Origin of the sequence: Agromyces sp. Marseille-Q5079 (assembly GCF_051016555.1) — a bacterium.
In the GTDB taxonomy this organism is placed as follows: Bacteria; Actinomycetota; Actinomycetes; order Actinomycetales; family Microbacteriaceae; genus Agromyces.
In genome coordinates, this window is sequence record NZ_JBPEJF010000006.1 from 104,942 (window position 1) to 122,123 (window position 17,182).

General features: G+C 68.2%; 17 protein-coding genes. 6 read left to right on the top strand and 11 right to left on the bottom strand.

From position 1 onward, the window contains the following. The first annotated feature begins 95 nt into the window (after positions 1–95). The 5 genes from ACR3IO_RS14490 to ACR3IO_RS14510 are packed head-to-tail and all read left to right on the top strand — an operon-like array spanning position 96 to position 6,994. Positions 96–2,345: a glycoside hydrolase family 2 protein gene (locus tag ACR3IO_RS14490; protein ID WP_434071916.1), complete on the top strand. Its 2,250-nt coding sequence runs from the start codon at positions 96–98 to the stop codon at positions 2,343–2,345. Then, positions 2,342–3,739, top strand: a complete 1,398-nt coding sequence (uxaC, locus tag ACR3IO_RS14495) for a glucuronate isomerase (protein WP_434071917.1) — start codon at positions 2,342–2,344, stop codon at positions 3,737–3,739. The genes ACR3IO_RS14490 and uxaC overlap by 4 nt, the downstream gene beginning before the upstream one ends. After that, entirely contained in the window at positions 3,736–5,151 is a 1,416-nt protein-coding gene (locus ACR3IO_RS14500) for a mannitol dehydrogenase family protein (protein ID WP_434071918.1), read from the top strand. Before uxaC ends, ACR3IO_RS14500 begins: the two co-directional genes overlap by 4 nt. A 46-nt stretch (positions 5,152–5,197) precedes the next feature. Then, positions 5,198–6,436 (top strand): D-mannonate dehydratase ManD, encoded by a 1,239-nt coding sequence (gene manD / locus ACR3IO_RS14505; RefSeq protein WP_434072021.1) that lies wholly within the window; start codon positions 5,198–5,200, stop codon positions 6,434–6,436. A gap of 3 nt (positions 6,437–6,439) precedes the next feature. Continuing rightward, a complete protein-coding gene (locus tag ACR3IO_RS14510; protein ID WP_434071919.1) occupies positions 6,440–6,994 on the top strand; it encodes a gluconokinase in 555 nt (184 codons plus the stop codon). Between the two features lie 30 nt (positions 6,995–7,024). On the opposite strand, the gene ACR3IO_RS14515 is transcribed toward ACR3IO_RS14510, so the two are convergent. From ACR3IO_RS14515 to ACR3IO_RS14565, 11 genes are read right to left on the bottom strand one after another with little or no spacing between them, the layout of a single operon-like run. Further along, positions 7,025–7,375: an antibiotic biosynthesis monooxygenase family protein gene (locus ACR3IO_RS14515; RefSeq protein ID WP_434071920.1), complete on the bottom strand. Its 351-nt coding sequence runs from the start codon at positions 7,373–7,375 to the stop codon at positions 7,025–7,027. Further along, positions 7,372–8,268 carry an EamA family transporter gene (locus ACR3IO_RS14520; RefSeq protein ID WP_434071921.1) on the bottom strand — a complete coding sequence of 299 codons (897 nt, stop codon included), beginning with the start codon at positions 8,266–8,268 and terminating at the stop codon, positions 7,372–7,374. Before ACR3IO_RS14520 ends, ACR3IO_RS14515 begins: the two co-directional genes overlap by 4 nt. Continuing rightward, entirely contained in the window at positions 8,265–8,984 is a 720-nt protein-coding gene (locus ACR3IO_RS14525; protein ID WP_434071922.1) for a B3/B4 domain-containing protein, read from the bottom strand. The genes ACR3IO_RS14520 and ACR3IO_RS14525 overlap by 4 nt, the downstream gene beginning before the upstream one ends. Next, positions 8,977–9,582 (bottom strand): helix-turn-helix domain-containing protein, encoded by a 606-nt coding sequence (locus ACR3IO_RS14530; protein ID WP_434071923.1) that lies wholly within the window; start codon positions 9,580–9,582, stop codon positions 8,977–8,979. The genes ACR3IO_RS14525 and ACR3IO_RS14530 overlap by 8 nt, the downstream gene beginning before the upstream one ends. A 50-nt stretch (positions 9,583–9,632) precedes the next feature. Continuing rightward, on the bottom strand, positions 9,633–10,736 hold the full coding sequence (locus ACR3IO_RS14535) for a HoxN/HupN/NixA family nickel/cobalt transporter (protein WP_434071924.1): 1,104 nt from the start codon (positions 10,734–10,736) through the stop codon (positions 9,633–9,635). Continuing rightward, positions 10,733–11,518 carry an urease accessory protein UreD gene (locus ACR3IO_RS14540; protein WP_434071925.1) on the bottom strand — a complete coding sequence of 262 codons (786 nt, stop codon included), beginning with the start codon at positions 11,516–11,518 and terminating at the stop codon, positions 10,733–10,735. Before ACR3IO_RS14540 ends, ACR3IO_RS14535 begins: the two co-directional genes overlap by 4 nt. Next, on the bottom strand, positions 11,515–12,309 hold the full coding sequence (ureG, locus tag ACR3IO_RS14545) for an urease accessory protein UreG (protein ID WP_434071926.1): 795 nt from the start codon (positions 12,307–12,309) through the stop codon (positions 11,515–11,517). Before ureG ends, ACR3IO_RS14540 begins: the two co-directional genes overlap by 4 nt. Further along, a complete protein-coding gene (locus tag ACR3IO_RS14550; protein WP_434071927.1) occupies positions 12,302–12,967 on the bottom strand; it encodes an urease accessory protein UreF in 666 nt (221 codons plus the stop codon). The genes ureG and ACR3IO_RS14550 overlap by 8 nt, the downstream gene beginning before the upstream one ends. After that, positions 12,967–14,664, bottom strand: a complete 1,698-nt coding sequence (locus ACR3IO_RS14555) for an urease subunit alpha (protein WP_434071928.1) — start codon at positions 14,662–14,664, stop codon at positions 12,967–12,969. The genes ACR3IO_RS14550 and ACR3IO_RS14555 overlap by 1 nt, the downstream gene beginning before the upstream one ends. After that, positions 14,651–15,001: an urease subunit beta gene (gene ureB / locus ACR3IO_RS14560; RefSeq protein WP_434071929.1), complete on the bottom strand. Its 351-nt coding sequence runs from the start codon at positions 14,999–15,001 to the stop codon at positions 14,651–14,653. The genes ACR3IO_RS14555 and ureB overlap by 14 nt, the downstream gene beginning before the upstream one ends. A gap of 9 nt (positions 15,002–15,010) precedes the next feature. Then, positions 15,011–15,313, bottom strand: a complete 303-nt coding sequence (locus ACR3IO_RS14565) for an urease subunit gamma (protein ID WP_434071930.1) — start codon at positions 15,311–15,313, stop codon at positions 15,011–15,013. Between the two features lie 518 nt (positions 15,314–15,831). Here ACR3IO_RS14565 and urtA point away from each other — a divergent pair. Continuing rightward, positions 15,832–17,103 (top strand): urea ABC transporter substrate-binding protein, encoded by a 1,272-nt coding sequence (gene urtA / locus ACR3IO_RS14570; protein ID WP_434071931.1) that lies wholly within the window; start codon positions 15,832–15,834, stop codon positions 17,101–17,103. Positions 17,104–17,182 lie beyond the last annotated feature (79 nt).

The window sequence follows — 17,182 nt, forward strand, 5'->3', positions numbered from 1 at the left end:
CGCGTGATCAGTTCTATCATCCTCCGGTTCGTGGTTCGTATCGTGGTTGAGCCCAGCCGGCGTGCGCCGGCGAACTCTCGTCGAAGGAGACTCCCATGCCGCAGCCCGCTGCCACCGACGCCCGCCGGGCCACGACGATCCACGAGGGGTGGGCGTACTCGCCGGTCGAGCTGCCCGCGGGGTCGAGTTGGGACGAGATCGCGGCCGCGGGGGAGCAGGTCGTGCTGCCGCACACCTGGAACGCGATCGACGGACAGGCCGGCGGCGAGTACCGTCGCGGTCGCTCGACGTATGCACGGGTGATCGAGGCCGATGAGTCCGATGTCGAGACCTGGGTCGAGTTCGCGGGCGTGAACTCGTCGGCCGAGGTGTACCTGGACGGACGCCTCCTCACCACTCATGACGGCGGTTACTCGACCTTCCGCGTGAACCTGACGGACGGGCTCGCGGACGGATCGGGAACGCTCGTCGTGATCGTGGACAACGCGAAGAACGAGCGGGTGTACCCGCAGCAGGCCGACTTCACCTTCTACGGCGGCATCTACCGCGAGGTGCGCCAGATCACCGTCGGGCGCGAACACTTCGACCTCGCCGACAACGGCGGCCCCGGCCTGATCGTCAGCACGGACCTCGACGGCGACCGCGCCGAGGTCGCGCTCAGTGCGGCGGTGGTCACGACCTCCGGCGGATCTGCGACCGGGGTGCGCTTCGCCATCGACGGCGAAGCGACCGTGACGGTGCCGCTCGTCGGCGGTGAGGCGAACGCGACGCTTTCGATCGAGCTCGTGCACCGTTGGCACGGGCTGCGCGACCCGCACCTCTACACGGCCCGAGCCGAACTCCTCGCCGGCGACGCGGTGCTCGACGAGGTCGAGCTGCGGTTCGGCTGCCGCGAGTTCGAGGTCGACCCGCATCGCGGCTTCCTGCTGAACGGCGAGGAGTACCCGCTTCGCGGAGTGTCGCGTCATCAGGACTTCGAGGGCGTCGGCAACGCGATCACGGAGGAGGTCAAGCAGCAGGATCTCGCGTTGGTCCTGGAGCTCGGTGCGACGACCGTGCGGCTCGCGCACTACCAGCACGACCAGCGCTTCTACGACCTCTGCGACGAGGCTGGTCTGGTCGTGTGGGCGGAGATCCCGCAGATCACCGTCTTCCTCCCCGGAGCGACCGAGAACGCTCGCGATCAGCTCACCGAGCTGATCGTGCAGAACCGCCACCACGCGAGCATCATCTCGTGGGGCTTGTCGAACGAGATCACCCTGGCCGGATCGGGCGAGGACGTGCTCGCCGCCCACCGCGAGTTGAACGATCTCGCGCACGAGCTCGATCCGACCCGCCTGACCGCCATGGCGAACCTGTTCCTCCTCGAGACCGACCATCCGCTGGTCGGTCTGCCCGACGTCATGTCGTACAACCTCTACTTCGGGTGGTACGTCGGCGAGGTCGCCGACAACGACACCTGGCTCGACGACTTCCACGCGGCGTACCCCGAGATCGCGATCGGACTCGCAGAGTACGGGGCGGATGCGAACGCGCAGTTCCAGTCGGCCGCTCCCGAGAAGGGCGACTACACCGAGGGGTACCAGGCGTCGTACCACGAGCACATGGTCGGCATGATCGAGGCGCGGCCGTGGCTGTGGGCCACGCACGTGTGGAACCTCGCGGACTTCGGGTCCGCCGGTCGTGACGAGGGCGGTGTTGCGGGCCGCAACCAGAAGGGGCTCGTCTCGTTCGACCGATCGTTGAAGAAGGACGCCTTCTACGTGTACAAGGCGGCGTGGTCGAGCGAGCCGTTCGTGCATGTCGCGGGTCGTCGTCGCGCCGAACGGGCGGAGGATGTCACCGAGGTGATCGTGTATTCGAACCAGGAGCGGGTCGTGCTGTCGGTCGACGGGGTCGAGGTCGGCGCGGTCGAGGGTCGTCGGACCTTCCGCTTCCGGGTCCCCCTGACCGGCGAGCACGAGATCACCGCCCGCTCCGGCGATCTTGCCGACACCATCGTGCTCCGCCGGGTGGACGAGGTTCCTGCGGCGAGTGTGATGCCCACGACGTCCATCGCGAACTGGTTCGACGAGGCCGAGCTGCCGAGCCCGATCGGGTACTTCTCCGTTCGCGACTCGCTCGGCGACATCAAGCAGTCCGAGGACGGTGCCCGCGTGATCTCCAAGGTCCTCGAAGCCGTGTCGACGAGTCGTGGTGAGGTCGGTCAGGGCGTCGAGATCCCGCCGGCCATGCAGGCCATCGTCGACCGGATGAGCGTGGAGAAGCTCATCAAGCAAGCCGGTGGCGTGTCCATCGAGCACGTCGCCGCGTTGAACGCCCAGCTCAACCTCATCGCCAAATGACATCGCCGTCCCGAAATCCCGCCAGGTTGCTGCCGGTCGACCCGACGACCCGTGCCGTCGCACTCGATCTGTACGAGCGCGTGGCGGGGAGTCCGATCATCTCGCCGCACGGACATGTGCCGCCGTCGCTGCTGCTCGACGACGAGCCGTACGCGGATCCGGTGGCGTTGCTGGTCACGGGTGACCACTACGTGACCCGCCTCCTGCACGCCGCAGGGGTCGACCTCGCCGACCTGGTCGTGGACGAGGCGGCCGGGCGCGATGCTCGCACGGTGTGGCGCACGCTCGCGGCGCACTGGCACCGGTTCGCGGGCACGGCGTCGGGGTACTGGATCGAGGAGGAGCTCGACGGGGTCTTCGGCATCACGACCCCGCTCGGCCCGGACACGGCAGATGCGATCTACGACGAGATCGCCGCGGCGCTGGTGCGTCCGGAGTTCCGACCGCGCGCGCTCTTCGAGCGATTCGGCATCGAATTCCTCGCGACCACCGACGACCCGCTCGACGACCTGTCCGAGCACGCCGCACTCGCGGCATCCGGCCTCCCCGGGCGGGTGGTTCCGACGTTCCGGCCGGACCGGTATCTCGATCCCGATGCGGTCGGGTTCGCGGGCAACGTCGAGCGACTGCTCGCCGCGACCGGACGGCCCGGTGACTTCGCCGGGTACCTCGGCGGGATCGAAGACCGGCGTGCGCACTTCATCCGGCACGGGGCGGTCTCGACGGATCACGGGGTCGAGGAGTTGTTCACGGTCGACCTCGACCCTGCAGAGGGTGAGCGGCTCTTCCAAGCTGTGGTCGCCGGTCACGCGAGTGCGGGGGAGCGGCGTGCGTTCCGCGGGCACATGCTCGTGCAGATGGCGCGCATGAGCGTGGCCGACGGACTCGTGATGACGATCCACCCGGGTGTGCTCCGCAACCACTCGAGCGCCACGCACGCCCGGTTCGGACCGGACAGCGGTCACGACATCCCCGTCGCGACCGAGTTCACCCGCGGCATCCGACCGCTGCTGGAGCGGTACGGCCTGGAGCCTGACTTCCATCTCGTGCTGTTCGCGGTCGACGAGACCACCTACTCCCGTGACCTCGCGCCGCTCGCAGGGTTCTACCCGAGCGTGTACCTGGGTGCACCGTGGTGGTTCCTCGACGCGCCCGACGCGATCGCCCGACACCGCGCCGCCGTGACCGAGACCGCGGGCTTCTACCGCTCGAGCGGGTTCATCGACGACACGCGGGCATTCCTGTCGATCCCGGCACGTCACGACACGGCCCGACGGGTCGACGCCGGGTTCCTCGCGCGTCTGGTCGTCGAGGGACGGGTGCGCATGGATGCCGCGGAGCGCATCATCGATGACCTGGTCGACGCCATTCCCCGAGAGGTCTTCAAGCTGTGACCGCCACCACGACAGCTCTCGCCGACATGCGCCTGTCGCGTGCCGCGGCGGGGGTCCCGACTCCGCCGGAGCGGATCGTGCACTTGGGTCTCGGCGCGTTCCATCGCGCGCACCAGGCCTGGTACACGGCGCACGCGGCCGATGCCGACGAGTGGGGGATCGCCGCGTTCACCGGTCGCAGCCGCGACCTCGTCGACCGGCTCGGCCCGCAGGACGGCCTGTACACACTCGTCGAGCGCGCCGCGGACGGCGACCGGTTCGAGCTGATTCCATCGATCGTGCGCGTCGAAGCCGGCGACGACGTGCGCGGGTTCGTCACGGCCGTCGCCGACCCTCAGGTCGCGATCCTCACGCTCACGATCACCGAGGCCGGCTACCGGCTCTCCGCCGACGGTACTCCGGACCTCGAGGATGAGGCCGTGGCATCCGACGTCGAACTGCTTCGGAACGCGTTCACGCGCGACGCCCCTGGCGACACGACCGACACCGCCCGGCCCGCGACCGCGCTCGGACGGGTTCTGCTCGCCCTCGACGCCAGGCGTCGCACTGGCGCGGGCCCGATCGCGCTCGTGCCCTGCGACAACCTGCCCGACAACGGCGGGCTCCTGGGACGCGCGCTGGCCGACCTCGCCGGCCGGACCTCGCCCGACCTCGCCGCATGGTTGAGGGGGTCGGTCTCGGTCGTCTCGACGTCGATCGACCGCATCACGCCGGCGATCGACGCCGATGCCGAGTCGCACGCCGTCCTCGAGGCCACCGGATGGCTCGACGCAGCTCCGGTCGTGACCGAGCCGTTCTCCGACTGGGTGCTCGAGGGAGACTTCCCCGCCGGCCGCCCGGACTGGGAATCCTCGGGCGCCAGGTTCGTCGACGAGATCGCCCCGTGGGAGAACCGCAAGCTCTGGATGCTGAACGGCGCCCATACCGTGCTCGCGACCTTCGGCCAGACCCGCGGCCACACCGTCGTCTCGGCCGCGATCGAGGACCCGGTCTGCCGCGACCTCGTCGAAGCGCTCTGGGACGACGACGCCCGTCAGCTTCCCGGCTTCGACCTCGCCGACTACCGGGCCGCGCTCCTCGAACGCTTCCGCAACCCCCGCATCGAGCACCGTCTCGCGCAGATCGCGCAGGACTCGACCACCAAGATGCGGTTGCGCATCGTGCCCGTCGCGCTCGGCCGACTCGCGTCCGGGCACGAGGCGCCCGGTTGCGCCGCCGCGATCGCCGCGTGGATGCTCGGCGTGCGCGCCGGCTGGGCACCGGTCCCGGACGGCATCGACCAGCCCGCGATCGCCGACCTCGATGCATCCGCCCGGGACACCCTGCTCGCCGCATTGGACGCACGCCTCGCAGATGACGCCGGCTTCGCCGCACACGTCGCCGACGCGGTCACCGCGCTCGAGGCATCCTGACCCCGAAAACCCGCTCACCCACGATCCACGGAGCAACACCATGAGCATGATCATCGACCAGGCTGAGGTCATCGTCACCAGCCCCGACCGCAACTTCGTCACCCTCAAGATCACGACGGCAGACGGGCTGACCGGCCTCGGCGACGCGACCCTGAACGGCCGCGAACTCGCCGTCGTCGCGTACCTGACCGAACACGTCGTGCCCCTGCTCATCGGAGCGGATGCCGCGAGGATCGAGGACACCTGGCAGTTCCTCTACCGTTCCGCGTACTGGCGGCGCGGGCCCGTCACGATGGCTGCGATCGCGGCCGTCGACATGGCGCTGTGGGACATCAAGGGCAAGGCCGCCGGGATGCCGGTGTACCAGTTGCTCGGCGGCGCCTCGCGGAACGGGCTGATGGCGTACGGGCACGCCTCCGGCAAGGAGCTCCCCGAACTGTTCGACTCCATCCGCTCCCATCAGGAGCAGGGTTATCGCGCGATCCGCGTGCAAACGGGTGTGCCGACGCTGAAGGCGATCTACGGCATCGCGGCGCAAGGCGCCGATGTCGGCGACGCATCCGTGCGATACGACCATGAGCCGGCACGCCGCGGGGCCAAGCCGGTCGAGGAGGACTGGGATACGCGCGCCTACCTGAACCACCTGCCCGGCGTGTTCGAAGCGGTCCGCAACGAGTTCGGTCCCGACATCCCGCTGCTGCATGACGGGCACCACCGCATGACGCCGATCCAGGCCGCGCGCCTCGGGAAGGATCTCGAGCCGTACGACCTGTTCTGGCTCGAGGACTGCACCCCGGCCGAGAACCAGGAGGCCCTGCGCCTCGTCCGCCAGCACACCACGACACCGCTCGCGATCGGCGAGATCTTCAACACGGTATGGGACTTCAAGGACATCATCCGCGACCAGCTCATCGACTACGTGCGCGGCGCGGTCACCCACATGGGCGGCATCTCGCCGCTGAAGAAGACGCTCGACTACGCGGCGATGTACCAGATCAAGTCGGGCATGCACGGCCCGACCGATATCTCCCCGGTCGGCATGGCCGCCGCCATGCACCTCGGGCTGTCGATCCACAACTTCGGCATCCAGGAGTACATGCGCCACGGCGCGAAGACCGACCAGGTCTTCGAGCAGTCCTTCACCTGGAACGACGGGTACCTGCACCCCGGCGACAAGCCCGGCCTCGGCGTCGAGCTCAACGTGGACGAAGCCGGAAAATACCCGTACGAGCAGGCCTACCTGCCGTACAACCGTCTCCTCGACGGCACCGTTCATGACTGGTGACCGATGACCGGCGCAACATCGTCGGGCCCGCAGCCTGCCGTCGTGGTGATGGGGGTGGCGGGCTCAGGGAAATCGACGCTCGCCGCCGCCATCGCCGAGCGGCTCGGGGCGGTCTTCGTCGAAGCTGACAGCCTGCACTCGGCGGACGCCAAGGCCCGGATGGCTGCCGGAATCCCACTCATCGATGACGACCGCTGGCCGTGGCTCGCGCGGGTCGCGGCACGCATCCGAGAGGAGCACGCGGCGGGACACGCGGTCGTCGTCGCATGCTCGGCGCTGCGACGTTCCTACCGGGAGGTGCTGAGCCGGGACAGTGAGGCCGACATCGACTTCGTCCACCTGGACGGCAGCGAGGCTCGCCTCGCCGAACGGATCGGGCAGCGGACAGGGCACTTCATGCCCGCCACGATGCTGACCTCTCAGCTCGCGACCCTCGAGCCGCTCGGGCCTGACGAGCGCGGCCACGTCGTCTCGATCGAGTTGCCGACCGGTGAGGCGGCCGACCTCGCAGTGGGACTTCTCCAGCGTCATCGAGGGCGTCGTCGCGGAGCGGGGTGAGGGGGAAGGCGCTCAGGCCGGTGAAGATGCTCACGACTCTTCCTGAGTTTCTGGCGTGTATTCGAGCCCGAGGGCCGGGTTTCCGTAGATCGACCGCACCTCAGAGATCACGACCCGGTATTCACCGAGCCACTCGCCGAAGCGCGATTTCGCGAGCCGGTGGGTGTCCATTCCGACGAGCTCTCGGAGCGCATCCATGTCGGTCCAGTAGTAGACCTCTGCGTGCAGGCCGGTCTCTTCGTTGTGCCAGGCCTCCTCTCCGAGGAATCCGGGTATCTTGCGTGCACGCTGGGCGACCTCGTCGTTGATGCGGTGGAAGTCAGCGTCGAGCGCACCGACCTCGAAGATGAACGTCGAGGAGTACCTCGGTGTCGTGGTCACGGGGTCTCCTTCGTCACCGAAGCGGGGAGGTCTGTGGTGGTCGTCCGAGCACCGTCGCGCTGTGCCGCACTCCCGGCGAGGATCACGATGGCGATGCCGAGCAGTTGCATGAGGCTGGGCGTCTGAGCGAGCACGAGCAACCCGATGAGGAGGCCGAAAGCCGGCTCGATGGAGAGCAGCGTGCCGAACGAGGTGTGGGTCATGCGGCGCAGGGCGAGCATTTCGAGCCCGAATGCGATCACAGGGGTGATCAGCGCGATCCCGGCGGCCGCGGGCAGCACCCACCAGAGGAGATCACCGCCGATCACCTGAGGTAGCCCGACGGGAAGTGTGGCCAGCGCCGCGACGGGGATCGTCAGCGAGAGCCCGCTGATTCCGGAGAACCGGTCGCCGACGTGCTGGGTGAGCACGTTGTACAGCCCCCAGCACGCACCCGCAGCCAGGGCGAACCCGACACCTGCGAGATCGATGTCTCCATGCCAGGGCTCCGTGAGCAGGACGACGCCGACGAAGGCGAGCAGCGGCCACACGAGCGCCTTGCGGTTCTTGCTCATCAGACCCGCCACGGTCAGCGGGCCGAGGAACTCGATCGCGACCGCAGTGCCCAGCGGAATGCGTTCGACGGCGGCGAGGAAGAGCGTCGTCATGAATCCGGTGACCACACCGAGGGCGAGCAGCGCCGGGAGATCTTGACGGCGAAGAGAGCGGATCGCCGGGCGGGCGATCATCCAAAGGAAGACCGCCCCGAAGCACATCCGCAGCCAGGCCGTGCCTCCTGCTCCGACCTGCTCGATCACCGGGACCGAGAGGGCGTTGGCGAGCTGCACGGCGAGCATGGCCGTCACCGCCATCGACCACGGTGGGATCCGGCGCGCGCTGCGTCCGCCGATCATGGAGCATCCACCAGCCGTCGCGAGATACGAATCTCGGAACCGAGAGCAGACAGCGGCTGTGCCAGGGCGTCTGCGGCTGCGGTCAGCTCCAGATCGGTGACCGGGGCGAGCACGTCGAGGATGAAGAATGCCGCCCGGGTCTGATCGGAGAGCCCGGTGCGGCGGCCCTGCCGCCAGTTCCAACGCCGGCACGTGACCCCGGCGTCGTCGCACCAGACGACCTCGCCGGCCTCGGGGTGCTCGATCACGGACTCGCCGTTGGCGACTGCGTCGAAGGGCTCCTCGCCGACCGCGCGCACGAGACGCGCGGGGCCTTCGTACCGGTGGAAGTCCTCGCCGCCGATCGGCACCTGGTGGAGCACCGAGATCGCGTTGTAGACATCCGTGAGCGCATTCACCCGCGGCAGGCCCTGTGCGGCACGGCGAGTGAGTGCTTCGAGGCTGTTGCGTGTGCGCTGCGGCTTCGCACCGAACGAGCGGTAGGCGTCCCTCCACGCGGCGATGTGGGGGAGGTCCTCCACGGGCGATGTATCCAGCAGCGCACGGGCGTGGGCCTCGGCTCGGTCGATCAACTCGTCGGCTGACGAGGATGCGGCGTCTGGATCGAGACCGTCGACGACGAGCAGCAGCGCACGGTAATCCGGCCGCAGCTCGAACACGGCAGATTCCACCTCGCACGCGGCGAGGAACGCCTCTGGGGACTGGAGTTCAGGCATCGTGGGTCTCTGTTCTGTGAGCGTGCCCCACCCCGGGCTCGTACACGGCGAGCGTGAACCGGGCGAGAGCGTGGCTCGCGTTGGAATACGAGTGGTCGACGTCGCCGTAGAACGTCAGCGCGTCTCCTCCTTCGAGCGTGTGGGCGTCTCCGTCGACTTCGACCGTGATCGTGCCCTGCTGGACCTGGAGCAGCTCCCGCGTGCCAGCTGCATGCGCCTCGCTCGTGTGACGCTCACCCGGTGAGAGCGTCCAATCCCACAGCTCGACCACGTTGGGCGGCTCCGTGCCGGCCACCAGCACACCGCGGCCACCGGCAGCGCCGGTCCACAGCACCGCGCCGTCTTCGCGCCGAATCACCTTCGCGACCTTCGCGGCGGGCGGCTCCACGAGCGCCGGCAGGCCGACGCCGAGCGCGTCGGAAAGCCGCAGTAGAGTGCCGACACTCGGGTTCACCGACCCTTGCTCGACATTCACGACCATTCGCCGGCTCACTCCGGCGTGCGCAGCGAGTTGATCGAGAGTCCACGCTTTGGCGCGCCGCTCGTGCTTCACCCGCGTGCCGATCGCACGCGCCAACGTCTCCGCGCTTTCATCCACGTAGTGCATCATAATGCACTAGGCGGGCATGGTCGCGGCCGACCAGGGTCTTACATCTGGCGCGCTCGCCGCCACACGATGACAGCGCCGAGCCATATGGCGATCAGGCCACCGGCGATCCCGAACCCGATCGCATTGAGGTTCACACTGGCTGCGAACTGCCACACGCCACCGTCGAGACCGAGTTCCTCACCGAGCAACGCGACAAGCTCGGTGGTTCCGACGGCGACGGCGACCACGACCGAGATCGCGGTGATGGTGAGGTTGTACCGAAGCTTGCGCGCGCCGTCGGTGAACGCCCAACCGTAGGCGTAGCGCATCACCAGACCATCGGCGGTGTCGAGGAGAGACATGCCCGCGGCGAAGAGGAGCGGTAATGCCAGCAGGGTGTACCACGCGATACCGGACGCGGTGCTGGTTGCGGCAAGGACCAGCAAACCCACCTCGGTTGCGGTGTCGAACCCGAAGCCGAAGAGGACGCCGAGTGGATACATCTGCCATGGTGCACGGATGGTGCGCATCACAGGTGTGAAGAGACGGGCCAGGGGGCCGCGTGTCGTCGCCTGCTCCTCCACCTGCGTCATCGTCATCTCACCGGAGCGCACCTGCCGATAGGTTCGCCACGTCGATGCCAACAGGACGACATTGATCGCCGCAATGACGCCCAGGAATAGGGCCGACACGGTCGTGCCGACGGTGCCGGTGACCCGGTGCAGCACGGACCCGTCGTCCTGGAGCGGACCGGCCAGGGCGCCCACGCCGAGCGCGAGCAGCAGTACGAGCACCAGCACGACGGAGGAATGACCGAGGGAGAACCAGAACCCGACCGACACGGGCTTCCTGCCGTCACTGATCAGCTTCCGCGTGGTGTTGTCGATCGCCGCGATGTGGTCGGCGTCGAACGCGTGCCGGAGACCCAGGACGTAGGCCGTCAGCCCCACCCCGACGCTGAGGACGGCGCCCGTACCCGATCCTCCGCCGCCCTGTGTCAGAAGGAGACTGAACCCCGCGACGTGGAGGGTCAGAATGACTCCGAACATACCCACGAGCGGCAGGTGTGCGCGGTGGTGAGGAGAGCGCGTTGACGGGGAGAGGGTGCTGATCTTCGAGGATGTCGGGCGCAGAGCCTCCGCGCCCATGGCATTGCGGTTCACTCGATCGCCCCGACCGAGTCGATCGCTCGAGGCGTCGACGAGGCTCCGGCCGGGATCGGCACGGCACCGGTTGCGACGGACGCGGCAGTCGACGTGGCTTGCTCGGCCCATTCCGCCCACACGCGATCCAATGGCGAATCGTGCGTGTGATGGCCCAGATGTCTTGCCACCGCGCCGGGCTGGTCGAGCAGCAACGCCCCGGGCTCGGGATCGGGGCGGAATCCGATCGCGATGACCGCATCCAGCACTCGTTCCGAGCCCAAGACCCCTGGCTCGGGGAATGACCCGTCGAGGGAGAGTTCCTCGGTGAGCACGGGTCCGTCGGGATTCGTGATCGAGAGGTGGGACGAGAGACTCCCACCCTCCTCGCCCTGCCGACCCAGCACGACGGTCTCCCGGATGACAGCGCATCCGCCCGTGTCGAGGTCGATCTGCGTGCGGCGATCGACGCGTGCGCCCGCTGCGACGACCAACGGCAGGGCACGCCAGAGGAGCGTGCCGCCTGATCCCACCCGTGCAGCAAGCGTCACCTGAGATGCCGACGTCAGGGCGCGGTAGGCGACCATGCCGCCGACGTCTTCGAGTTCGAGGGTGCAGTCGGGCCCCACGTCCACCTCGACGTCGACGAGGTCGCCGCCGAGCAGGAGCATGCCCGCTGCGGTGAGCGCGACGTGCGCGGTGCAGGAGGTGCGATCGACAAGTCGAGGAGCCAGCGCGCCGACGACCAGGTCGACCTGTGCGCGGGGATGGCCCGCCCGCACCGCGATCCGTGTCGTCGTCATTTCCGAGTGTCGGAAAGCGAGTGCTGGTGATGTGGCGTACTCGAGTGGTGCTCGTCGGCGCCCTCCTCGTCGTGACGGTGCACGAAGCCGCCGTCGGGGTGTTCTTCATCGGCGTGGAAGTGCGGTGCCATCGGCCCGGGGTCCTGAGGCACGTGCGTGCCGCGGCGATGGCTCTCGAGAACGCCGAGCACCCAGGTGCGCAGTGCGGTGACGGACGCGGCATCCGAGCGCGACAGCGCCAGGACGGCCCGGCCGTCGCGGGCCTCCGACGCATCCGCCACCATCTGCGGCACGTCGACGCCGACGTAGGGCGCGAGGTCCGTCTTGTTGACCACCAGCAGGTCGGCTCGGCCGATGCCCGGGCCGCCCTTGCGAGCCACGTCGCCGCCGCCGGCCACATCGAGCACGAAGATCTGCGCGTCGACCAGTGCCGGTGAGAACGTCGCGGTGAGGTTGTCGCCGCCGGACTCGATGAGCACGACATCGAGGGGGGCGAAGTCACGCTCGAGGTCTTCGGCGGCGAGAAGGTTCGTGGTGATGTCATCGCGAATGGCGGTGTGCGGGCACGCGCCGGTCTCGACCGCGCGGATGCGCTCCGGTTCGAGAACCCCGGCGGAGCGGAGGAATCGAGCGTCCTCGTCGGTGTAGATGTCATTCGTGATGACCCCGAGCCGGAGTTCGTCGGCGAGGGATCGGCAGACGGTCGCGATGAGCGAGGACTTGCCGGTACCCACGGGTCCGGCAACGCCCAGGCGCAGGGCGCGGGTGGGGGTGTGGGTGTTCTCAGGCACGGAAGAGCCTCCTGGTGGTCAGGGCATGGGCTTCCGCCCATGCCTCGCTTTGCGGCGCGCTCGCCGCGGGGATCTGGTGGGTGGATGTGATGTTCGACACGGCGGCGACGTGAGGCTCGATCGACGAACAGGCGTCGAGCACCATCGCGACGCCGTGCGCGGGATCGCCGGGTTCGAGCTTGAGGAGCGCGGCCACGGCGCAGGCCATGTCGTCGTAGACGGTGAGCCGCACCAGGCTCTCGGCATCGATTCCCGCGTGTGCGGCGATCGCGCCGAGCACGAGCGGCCGCGGCGGGGACTGGTCGAGGTCGTCGAGCGAGTTCCGCACTTCGGGCCAGATCTGCCCGGCAAGCCGAAATAAGCCGCGTCCGAGGTCCTTCGCAGCATCACGGATCGCGCGGCTCGGCGTTCGCGCGACCCATGCCCGCTCGATCGGTGCCATCGGGATGCAGTCGAGCGCCGCGTGCCGGGCGAGCACCGCAGTGCCGGCATCCACCAATGCCGTCGTCCGCGCTCTGGCACGCAGGAATGCGGGCACGTCCGCGACCGGCATCCCTGCCAGCAGGGCCGGCTCCACCCCTGACGACTGCGCATGGCCGCCACTGGGGAGGCGCGCATCCGCCAGCAGGAGGCTGATCGTGTGCGGTGACGGCTGCATCAGAAGAGGTTGTACAGCTGCGCGAGTGGGAGGGATGCCGCGGGCGCCGGTTCGACGTCCTCGCCGTCGATCGCGATCTCGAACGTGTCGGGACGAATGCGGATCGTGGGCAGGACGTCGTTGTTCTTCATGTCGGCCTTGCCGATATGACGCGTGGGCTCGACACCTGCCAGTCGGCGACGCAGTCCGAGCGTCTCGGCGAGGCCGGCATCGAGCGCCGCAGGCGAGACATACGTCACCGACAGGTCCGCCCCGATCGTGTCGCCGAAGGACGGTCGCATCATCACGGGCTGCGGCGTCGGGATGGAGGCGTTCGGGTCGCCGAGCGCGGCCCATGCGATTGCGCCGCCCTTGACGACGACGGCGGGCCGGACACCGAAGAACTTCGGGTCCCACACCACGAGGTCGGCAAGCCTGCCGACCTCGACCGATCCCACGTCGTAGGCGATCCCGTGCGCGATCGCCGGATTGATCGTGTATTTCGCCACGTACCGACGCGCGCGCTCATTGTCTGCCGGCATCCCGCCGTCCAACGGGCCGCGACGGTGTTTCATGACGTGCGCGACCTGCCAGGTGCGCGTGACCACCTCGCCGATCCGGCCCATGGCCTGCGCGTCCGACGAGGTCACGGACAGGGCACCGATGTCGTGAAGGATGTCCTCCGCGGCGATCGTGGTGGCACGGATGCGCGACTCGGCGAACGCGAGGTCCTCCGGCACGGCCGGGTTGAGGTGATGGCAGACCATCAGCATGTCGAGGTGCTCGGCGACCGTGTTGACCGTATGAGGCAGCGTCGGGTTCGTGGAACCCGGGATCACGTGGGGCAGCCCTGCGATCGAGAGGATGTCGGGGGCGTGCCCGCCGCCGGCGCCCTCGACGTGGAACGCGTGGATCGATCGGCCGCCCATCGCCGCGATCGTGGACTCGACGAATCCCGCCTCGTTCAGTGAATCCGAGTGCAAGGCGACCTGCAGGCCCCAATCCTCGGCCGCACGCAGTGACGCGTCGATCGCAGCGGGGGAGGAGCCCCAGTCCTCGTGCACCTTGTAGCCGGCGGCGCCTGCGAGAGCCTGCTCCTTCAGGGCGGCCATCGACACCGTGTTGCCCTTGCCGAGCAGCAGGATGTTGACCGGCAGCGGATCGAGCGCACGGTGCATGGCGGACAGATGCCAGGCACCCGGGGTGACCGTCGTCGCCTTGGACCCCTCCGATGGTCCGGTGCCGCCGCCCACGATCGTCGTGATGCCGGTGGCGAGTGCCTCGTGGATCTGCGAGGGCGAGAGCAGATGGACGTGCGAGTCGATGGCGCCCGCGGTGACGATGCGTCCCTCACCGGAGATGACATCCGTGGACGGCCCGATGATCATGTCGATGCCGTCGCTGATGTCGGGATTGCCCGCGTGCCCGATCCCGACGATGCGACCATCTCGGATGCCGATATCGGCTCGGATGATGCCCCACCAGTCCAGGATGATCGCGTTCGTGATGACCGTGTCGAGGGCGCCGTCGGCTCGCGTCGTCGTCGCCTGCGCCATGGACTCGCGGATCGACTTGCCGCCGCCGAAGACGGCCTCCTCGCCGCCGACCGTGAGGTCGCGCTCGATCTGGATCCACAGGTCGGTGTCGCCGAGCCTGACCTCGTCTCCGACCGTCGGCCCGTAGATCGCTGCGTATCGTGAACGGTCAAGCCAGACCATGGAGCACCTCCTCGCCATCGGTCTTGATCTGGATGCCGGGCACCCGGCGTGCCCCGCGCAGTGACACGGCGTCGAGCGCGCGCGATGCGCCCGGCTCGAAGCGCTGCGAGGTCCCGGAGGGGATGTCGAGCCGGAATCCGTGCGCGGCGGCCCGGTCGAACTCGAGGGCGCCGTTCACGTCGGGGAGGTGGATGTGAGAACCGATCTGGATCGGTCGGTCGCCCGTGTTCACGAACACGAGCCGAATACGCTCGGCGTCGCTGCGATCGGCATTGAGCTCGATGCGCCCCGGCTGGATTCGGTAGGCGCCAGGGCCATGCGGTGAAGGGGATGCCACGGCGACTCCTCAGTCGATCGGGTGGTGGACGGTGACGAGCTTGCGGCCATCCGGGAACGTCGCCTCGACCTGCACGTCGGGGAGCATCTCAGGTACGCCCGGCATTACCTGATCACGCCGGAGCACGGTGCGGCCCTCCTGCATCAGCTCGGCGACACCGCGACCTTCTCTGGCCCGTTCGATGACCCAGCTCGAGAGCAGAGCGACGGTCTCGGGGTGGTTGAGCAGGATGCCCCGCTCGAGCCGGTCGCGCGCGACCATCGCTGCGACCGACAGCAGGAGCTTCTCGGTTTCGGCGGGAGTGAAGTGCATGTGGGCCTCCGACGGGTGATGTCAGAAGTGTGCCATATCGAGTTCTTTCACCGGGTTCCTCGCCGGAGCCGATTTCGAGTGCTTGGTCGTGGATGCCCGGAATCGCGGCGATTTTGTCCGAGAGTTCGGCTGATGGTTAACCAGATCGGAACATTAGAGAAATGTCAGAGTAATGCCACGGTTCCATGCTGGCACTACCGCAACGGTCGGCGATCACCCTCCGCCGATCCGAACCGGCATACGAGGCCCGGCACCATCCGGCACCCAAACGCAAGGCACCACCGGCTCAGCATCCTGCAACGCGCCGAGATTCACTGATCAGCCTGTTCCGTCATCTCCTCGTCGCCCGCCCTCACGGTGTCCCGCCATTCGCCGTCCCCGAAAGGACGTCGGCGCGACCGGGTCATGCGGCGCGCAGTCCGGACGAAGGTAGCACCGCACCCGAGAACGCATCACCCGTGCATTACACAGAAACGGAGTTCCACATGAACGCGACACGAACTCGAAGGGCGCGCCGCATGCTGGCTGTCCCCGCCCTCGCGACGGCAGCCGTCCTCGTGCTCGCCGGCTGCGGGTCCCGCGCCGGTGACACCGCAGAGGCGGATTCCGGCGCCGCGGCGGCCGAGAGCTGCATCGACACGTCCGGCGACACGATCAAGCTCGGCTTCCTCAACTCCCTCACCGGGGGTATGGCGATTTCGGAGCAGACGGTCTCCAACGTGCTGCACATGGCCGCCGACGAGATCAACGCCGACGGCGGCATCCTCGGCAAGCAGATCGAATACATCCAGGAGGACGGTGCAACCGACTGGCCGACCTTCGCGGAGAAGACCGAGAAGCTGCTCACCCAGGACTGCGTCGCCGCGATCTTCGGCGGCTGGACCTCGTCCTCCCGCAAGGCGGTCAAGCCGGTCGTCGAGGAGAACAACGGCCTGTTCTTCTACCCGGTGCAATACGAGGGCCTGGAGTCGTCGCCGAACATCTACTACACCGGCGCGACCACCAACCAGCAGATCATCCCCGCGATGGACTACCTCGCCGCGCAGGGCGTGAAGACGCTGTTCCTGGCGGGTTCCGACTACGTGTTCCCGCGCACCGCGAACGCGATCATCAAGCTCTACGCCGAAGAACTCGGGATCGAGATCGTCGGCGAGGAGTACGTGCCCCTCGACAAGGACGACTGGACCACGCAGGTCTCCAAGATCGTCGCCGCGGACCCGGACTTCGTCTTCAACACGATCAACGGCTCGTCGAACGTCGGCTTCGTCAAGGCCTACTACGACGCGGGCCTCACCCCGGAGACGACCCCGATCATCTCGGTGTCGATCGCCGAGGAGGAGGCGCCGGCCATGGGTCACGAGGTCACCGGCAACTACGCGTCGTGGAACTACTTCCAGTCGATGGACACGCCGAACAACCCGGCCTTCATCGAGCGATGGAAGGCCTACCCCGGCAGCAGCGGGGTGACCTCCGACCCCATGGAGGCGGCGTACATCTCGATGTACCTCTACAAGGCGCTGGTGGAAGCGGCCGGTTCCTTCGAGGTCGACGACGTGAATGCCGCCGCCGAGGCAGGCGGGATCACGGTCGATGCGCCGGAGGGCGTCGTCACGCTCGACGGCGAGAACCACCACATCTCCAAGCCGGGCAACATCGGCAGGATCAACGCCGACAACCAGTTCGACATCGTCTGGTCGTCCGACGGCTTCATCGATCCCGACCCGTACCTCGAAGGCTACGACTGGTTCCCCGCCGACGTCCGCGATGCCCTGGTAGCCGCAGCGGGCTGATCCTCGCCGGATGCGGGGTCCCGCGTCCCGGCGGATACGGGACCCCGCATCATCACCGCTCCAGAACGACGACCGAACA

What these genes read in the sequence shown, in the direction of transcription:
- ACR3IO_RS14490 (WP_434071916.1), top strand. Translation starts at nt 96, where the DNA reads ATGCCGCAGCCCGCTGCCACCGACGCCCGCCGGGCCACGACGATCCAC.
- uxaC (WP_434071917.1), top strand. Translation starts at nt 2,342, where the DNA reads ATGACATCGCCGTCCCGAAATCCCGCCAGGTTGCTGCCGGTCGACCCG.
- manD (WP_434072021.1), top strand. Translation starts at nt 5,198, where the DNA reads ATGATCATCGACCAGGCTGAGGTCATCGTCACCAGCCCCGACCGCAAC.
- ACR3IO_RS14510 (WP_434071919.1), top strand. Translation starts at nt 6,440, where the DNA reads ATGACCGGCGCAACATCGTCGGGCCCGCAGCCTGCCGTCGTGGTGATG.
- ACR3IO_RS14520 (WP_434071921.1), bottom strand. Translation starts at nt 8,268, where the DNA reads ATGATCGGCGGACGCAGCGCGCGCCGGATCCCACCGTGGTCGATGGCG.
- ACR3IO_RS14525 (WP_434071922.1), bottom strand. Translation starts at nt 8,984, where the DNA reads ATGCCTGAACTCCAGTCCCCAGAGGCGTTCCTCGCCGCGTGCGAGGTG.
- ACR3IO_RS14540 (WP_434071925.1), bottom strand. Translation starts at nt 11,518, where the DNA reads ATGACGACGACACGGATCGCGGTGCGGGCGGGCCATCCCCGCGCACAG.
- ACR3IO_RS14550 (WP_434071927.1), bottom strand. Translation starts at nt 12,967, where the DNA reads ATGCAGCCGTCACCGCACACGATCAGCCTCCTGCTGGCGGATGCGCGC.
- ACR3IO_RS14555 (WP_434071928.1), bottom strand. Translation starts at nt 14,664, where the DNA reads ATGGTCTGGCTTGACCGTTCACGATACGCAGCGATCTACGGGCCGACG.
- ACR3IO_RS14565 (WP_434071930.1), bottom strand. Translation starts at nt 15,313, where the DNA reads ATGCACTTCACTCCCGCCGAAACCGAGAAGCTCCTGCTGTCGGTCGCA.
- urtA (WP_434071931.1), top strand. Translation starts at nt 15,832, where the DNA reads ATGCTGGCTGTCCCCGCCCTCGCGACGGCAGCCGTCCTCGTGCTCGCC.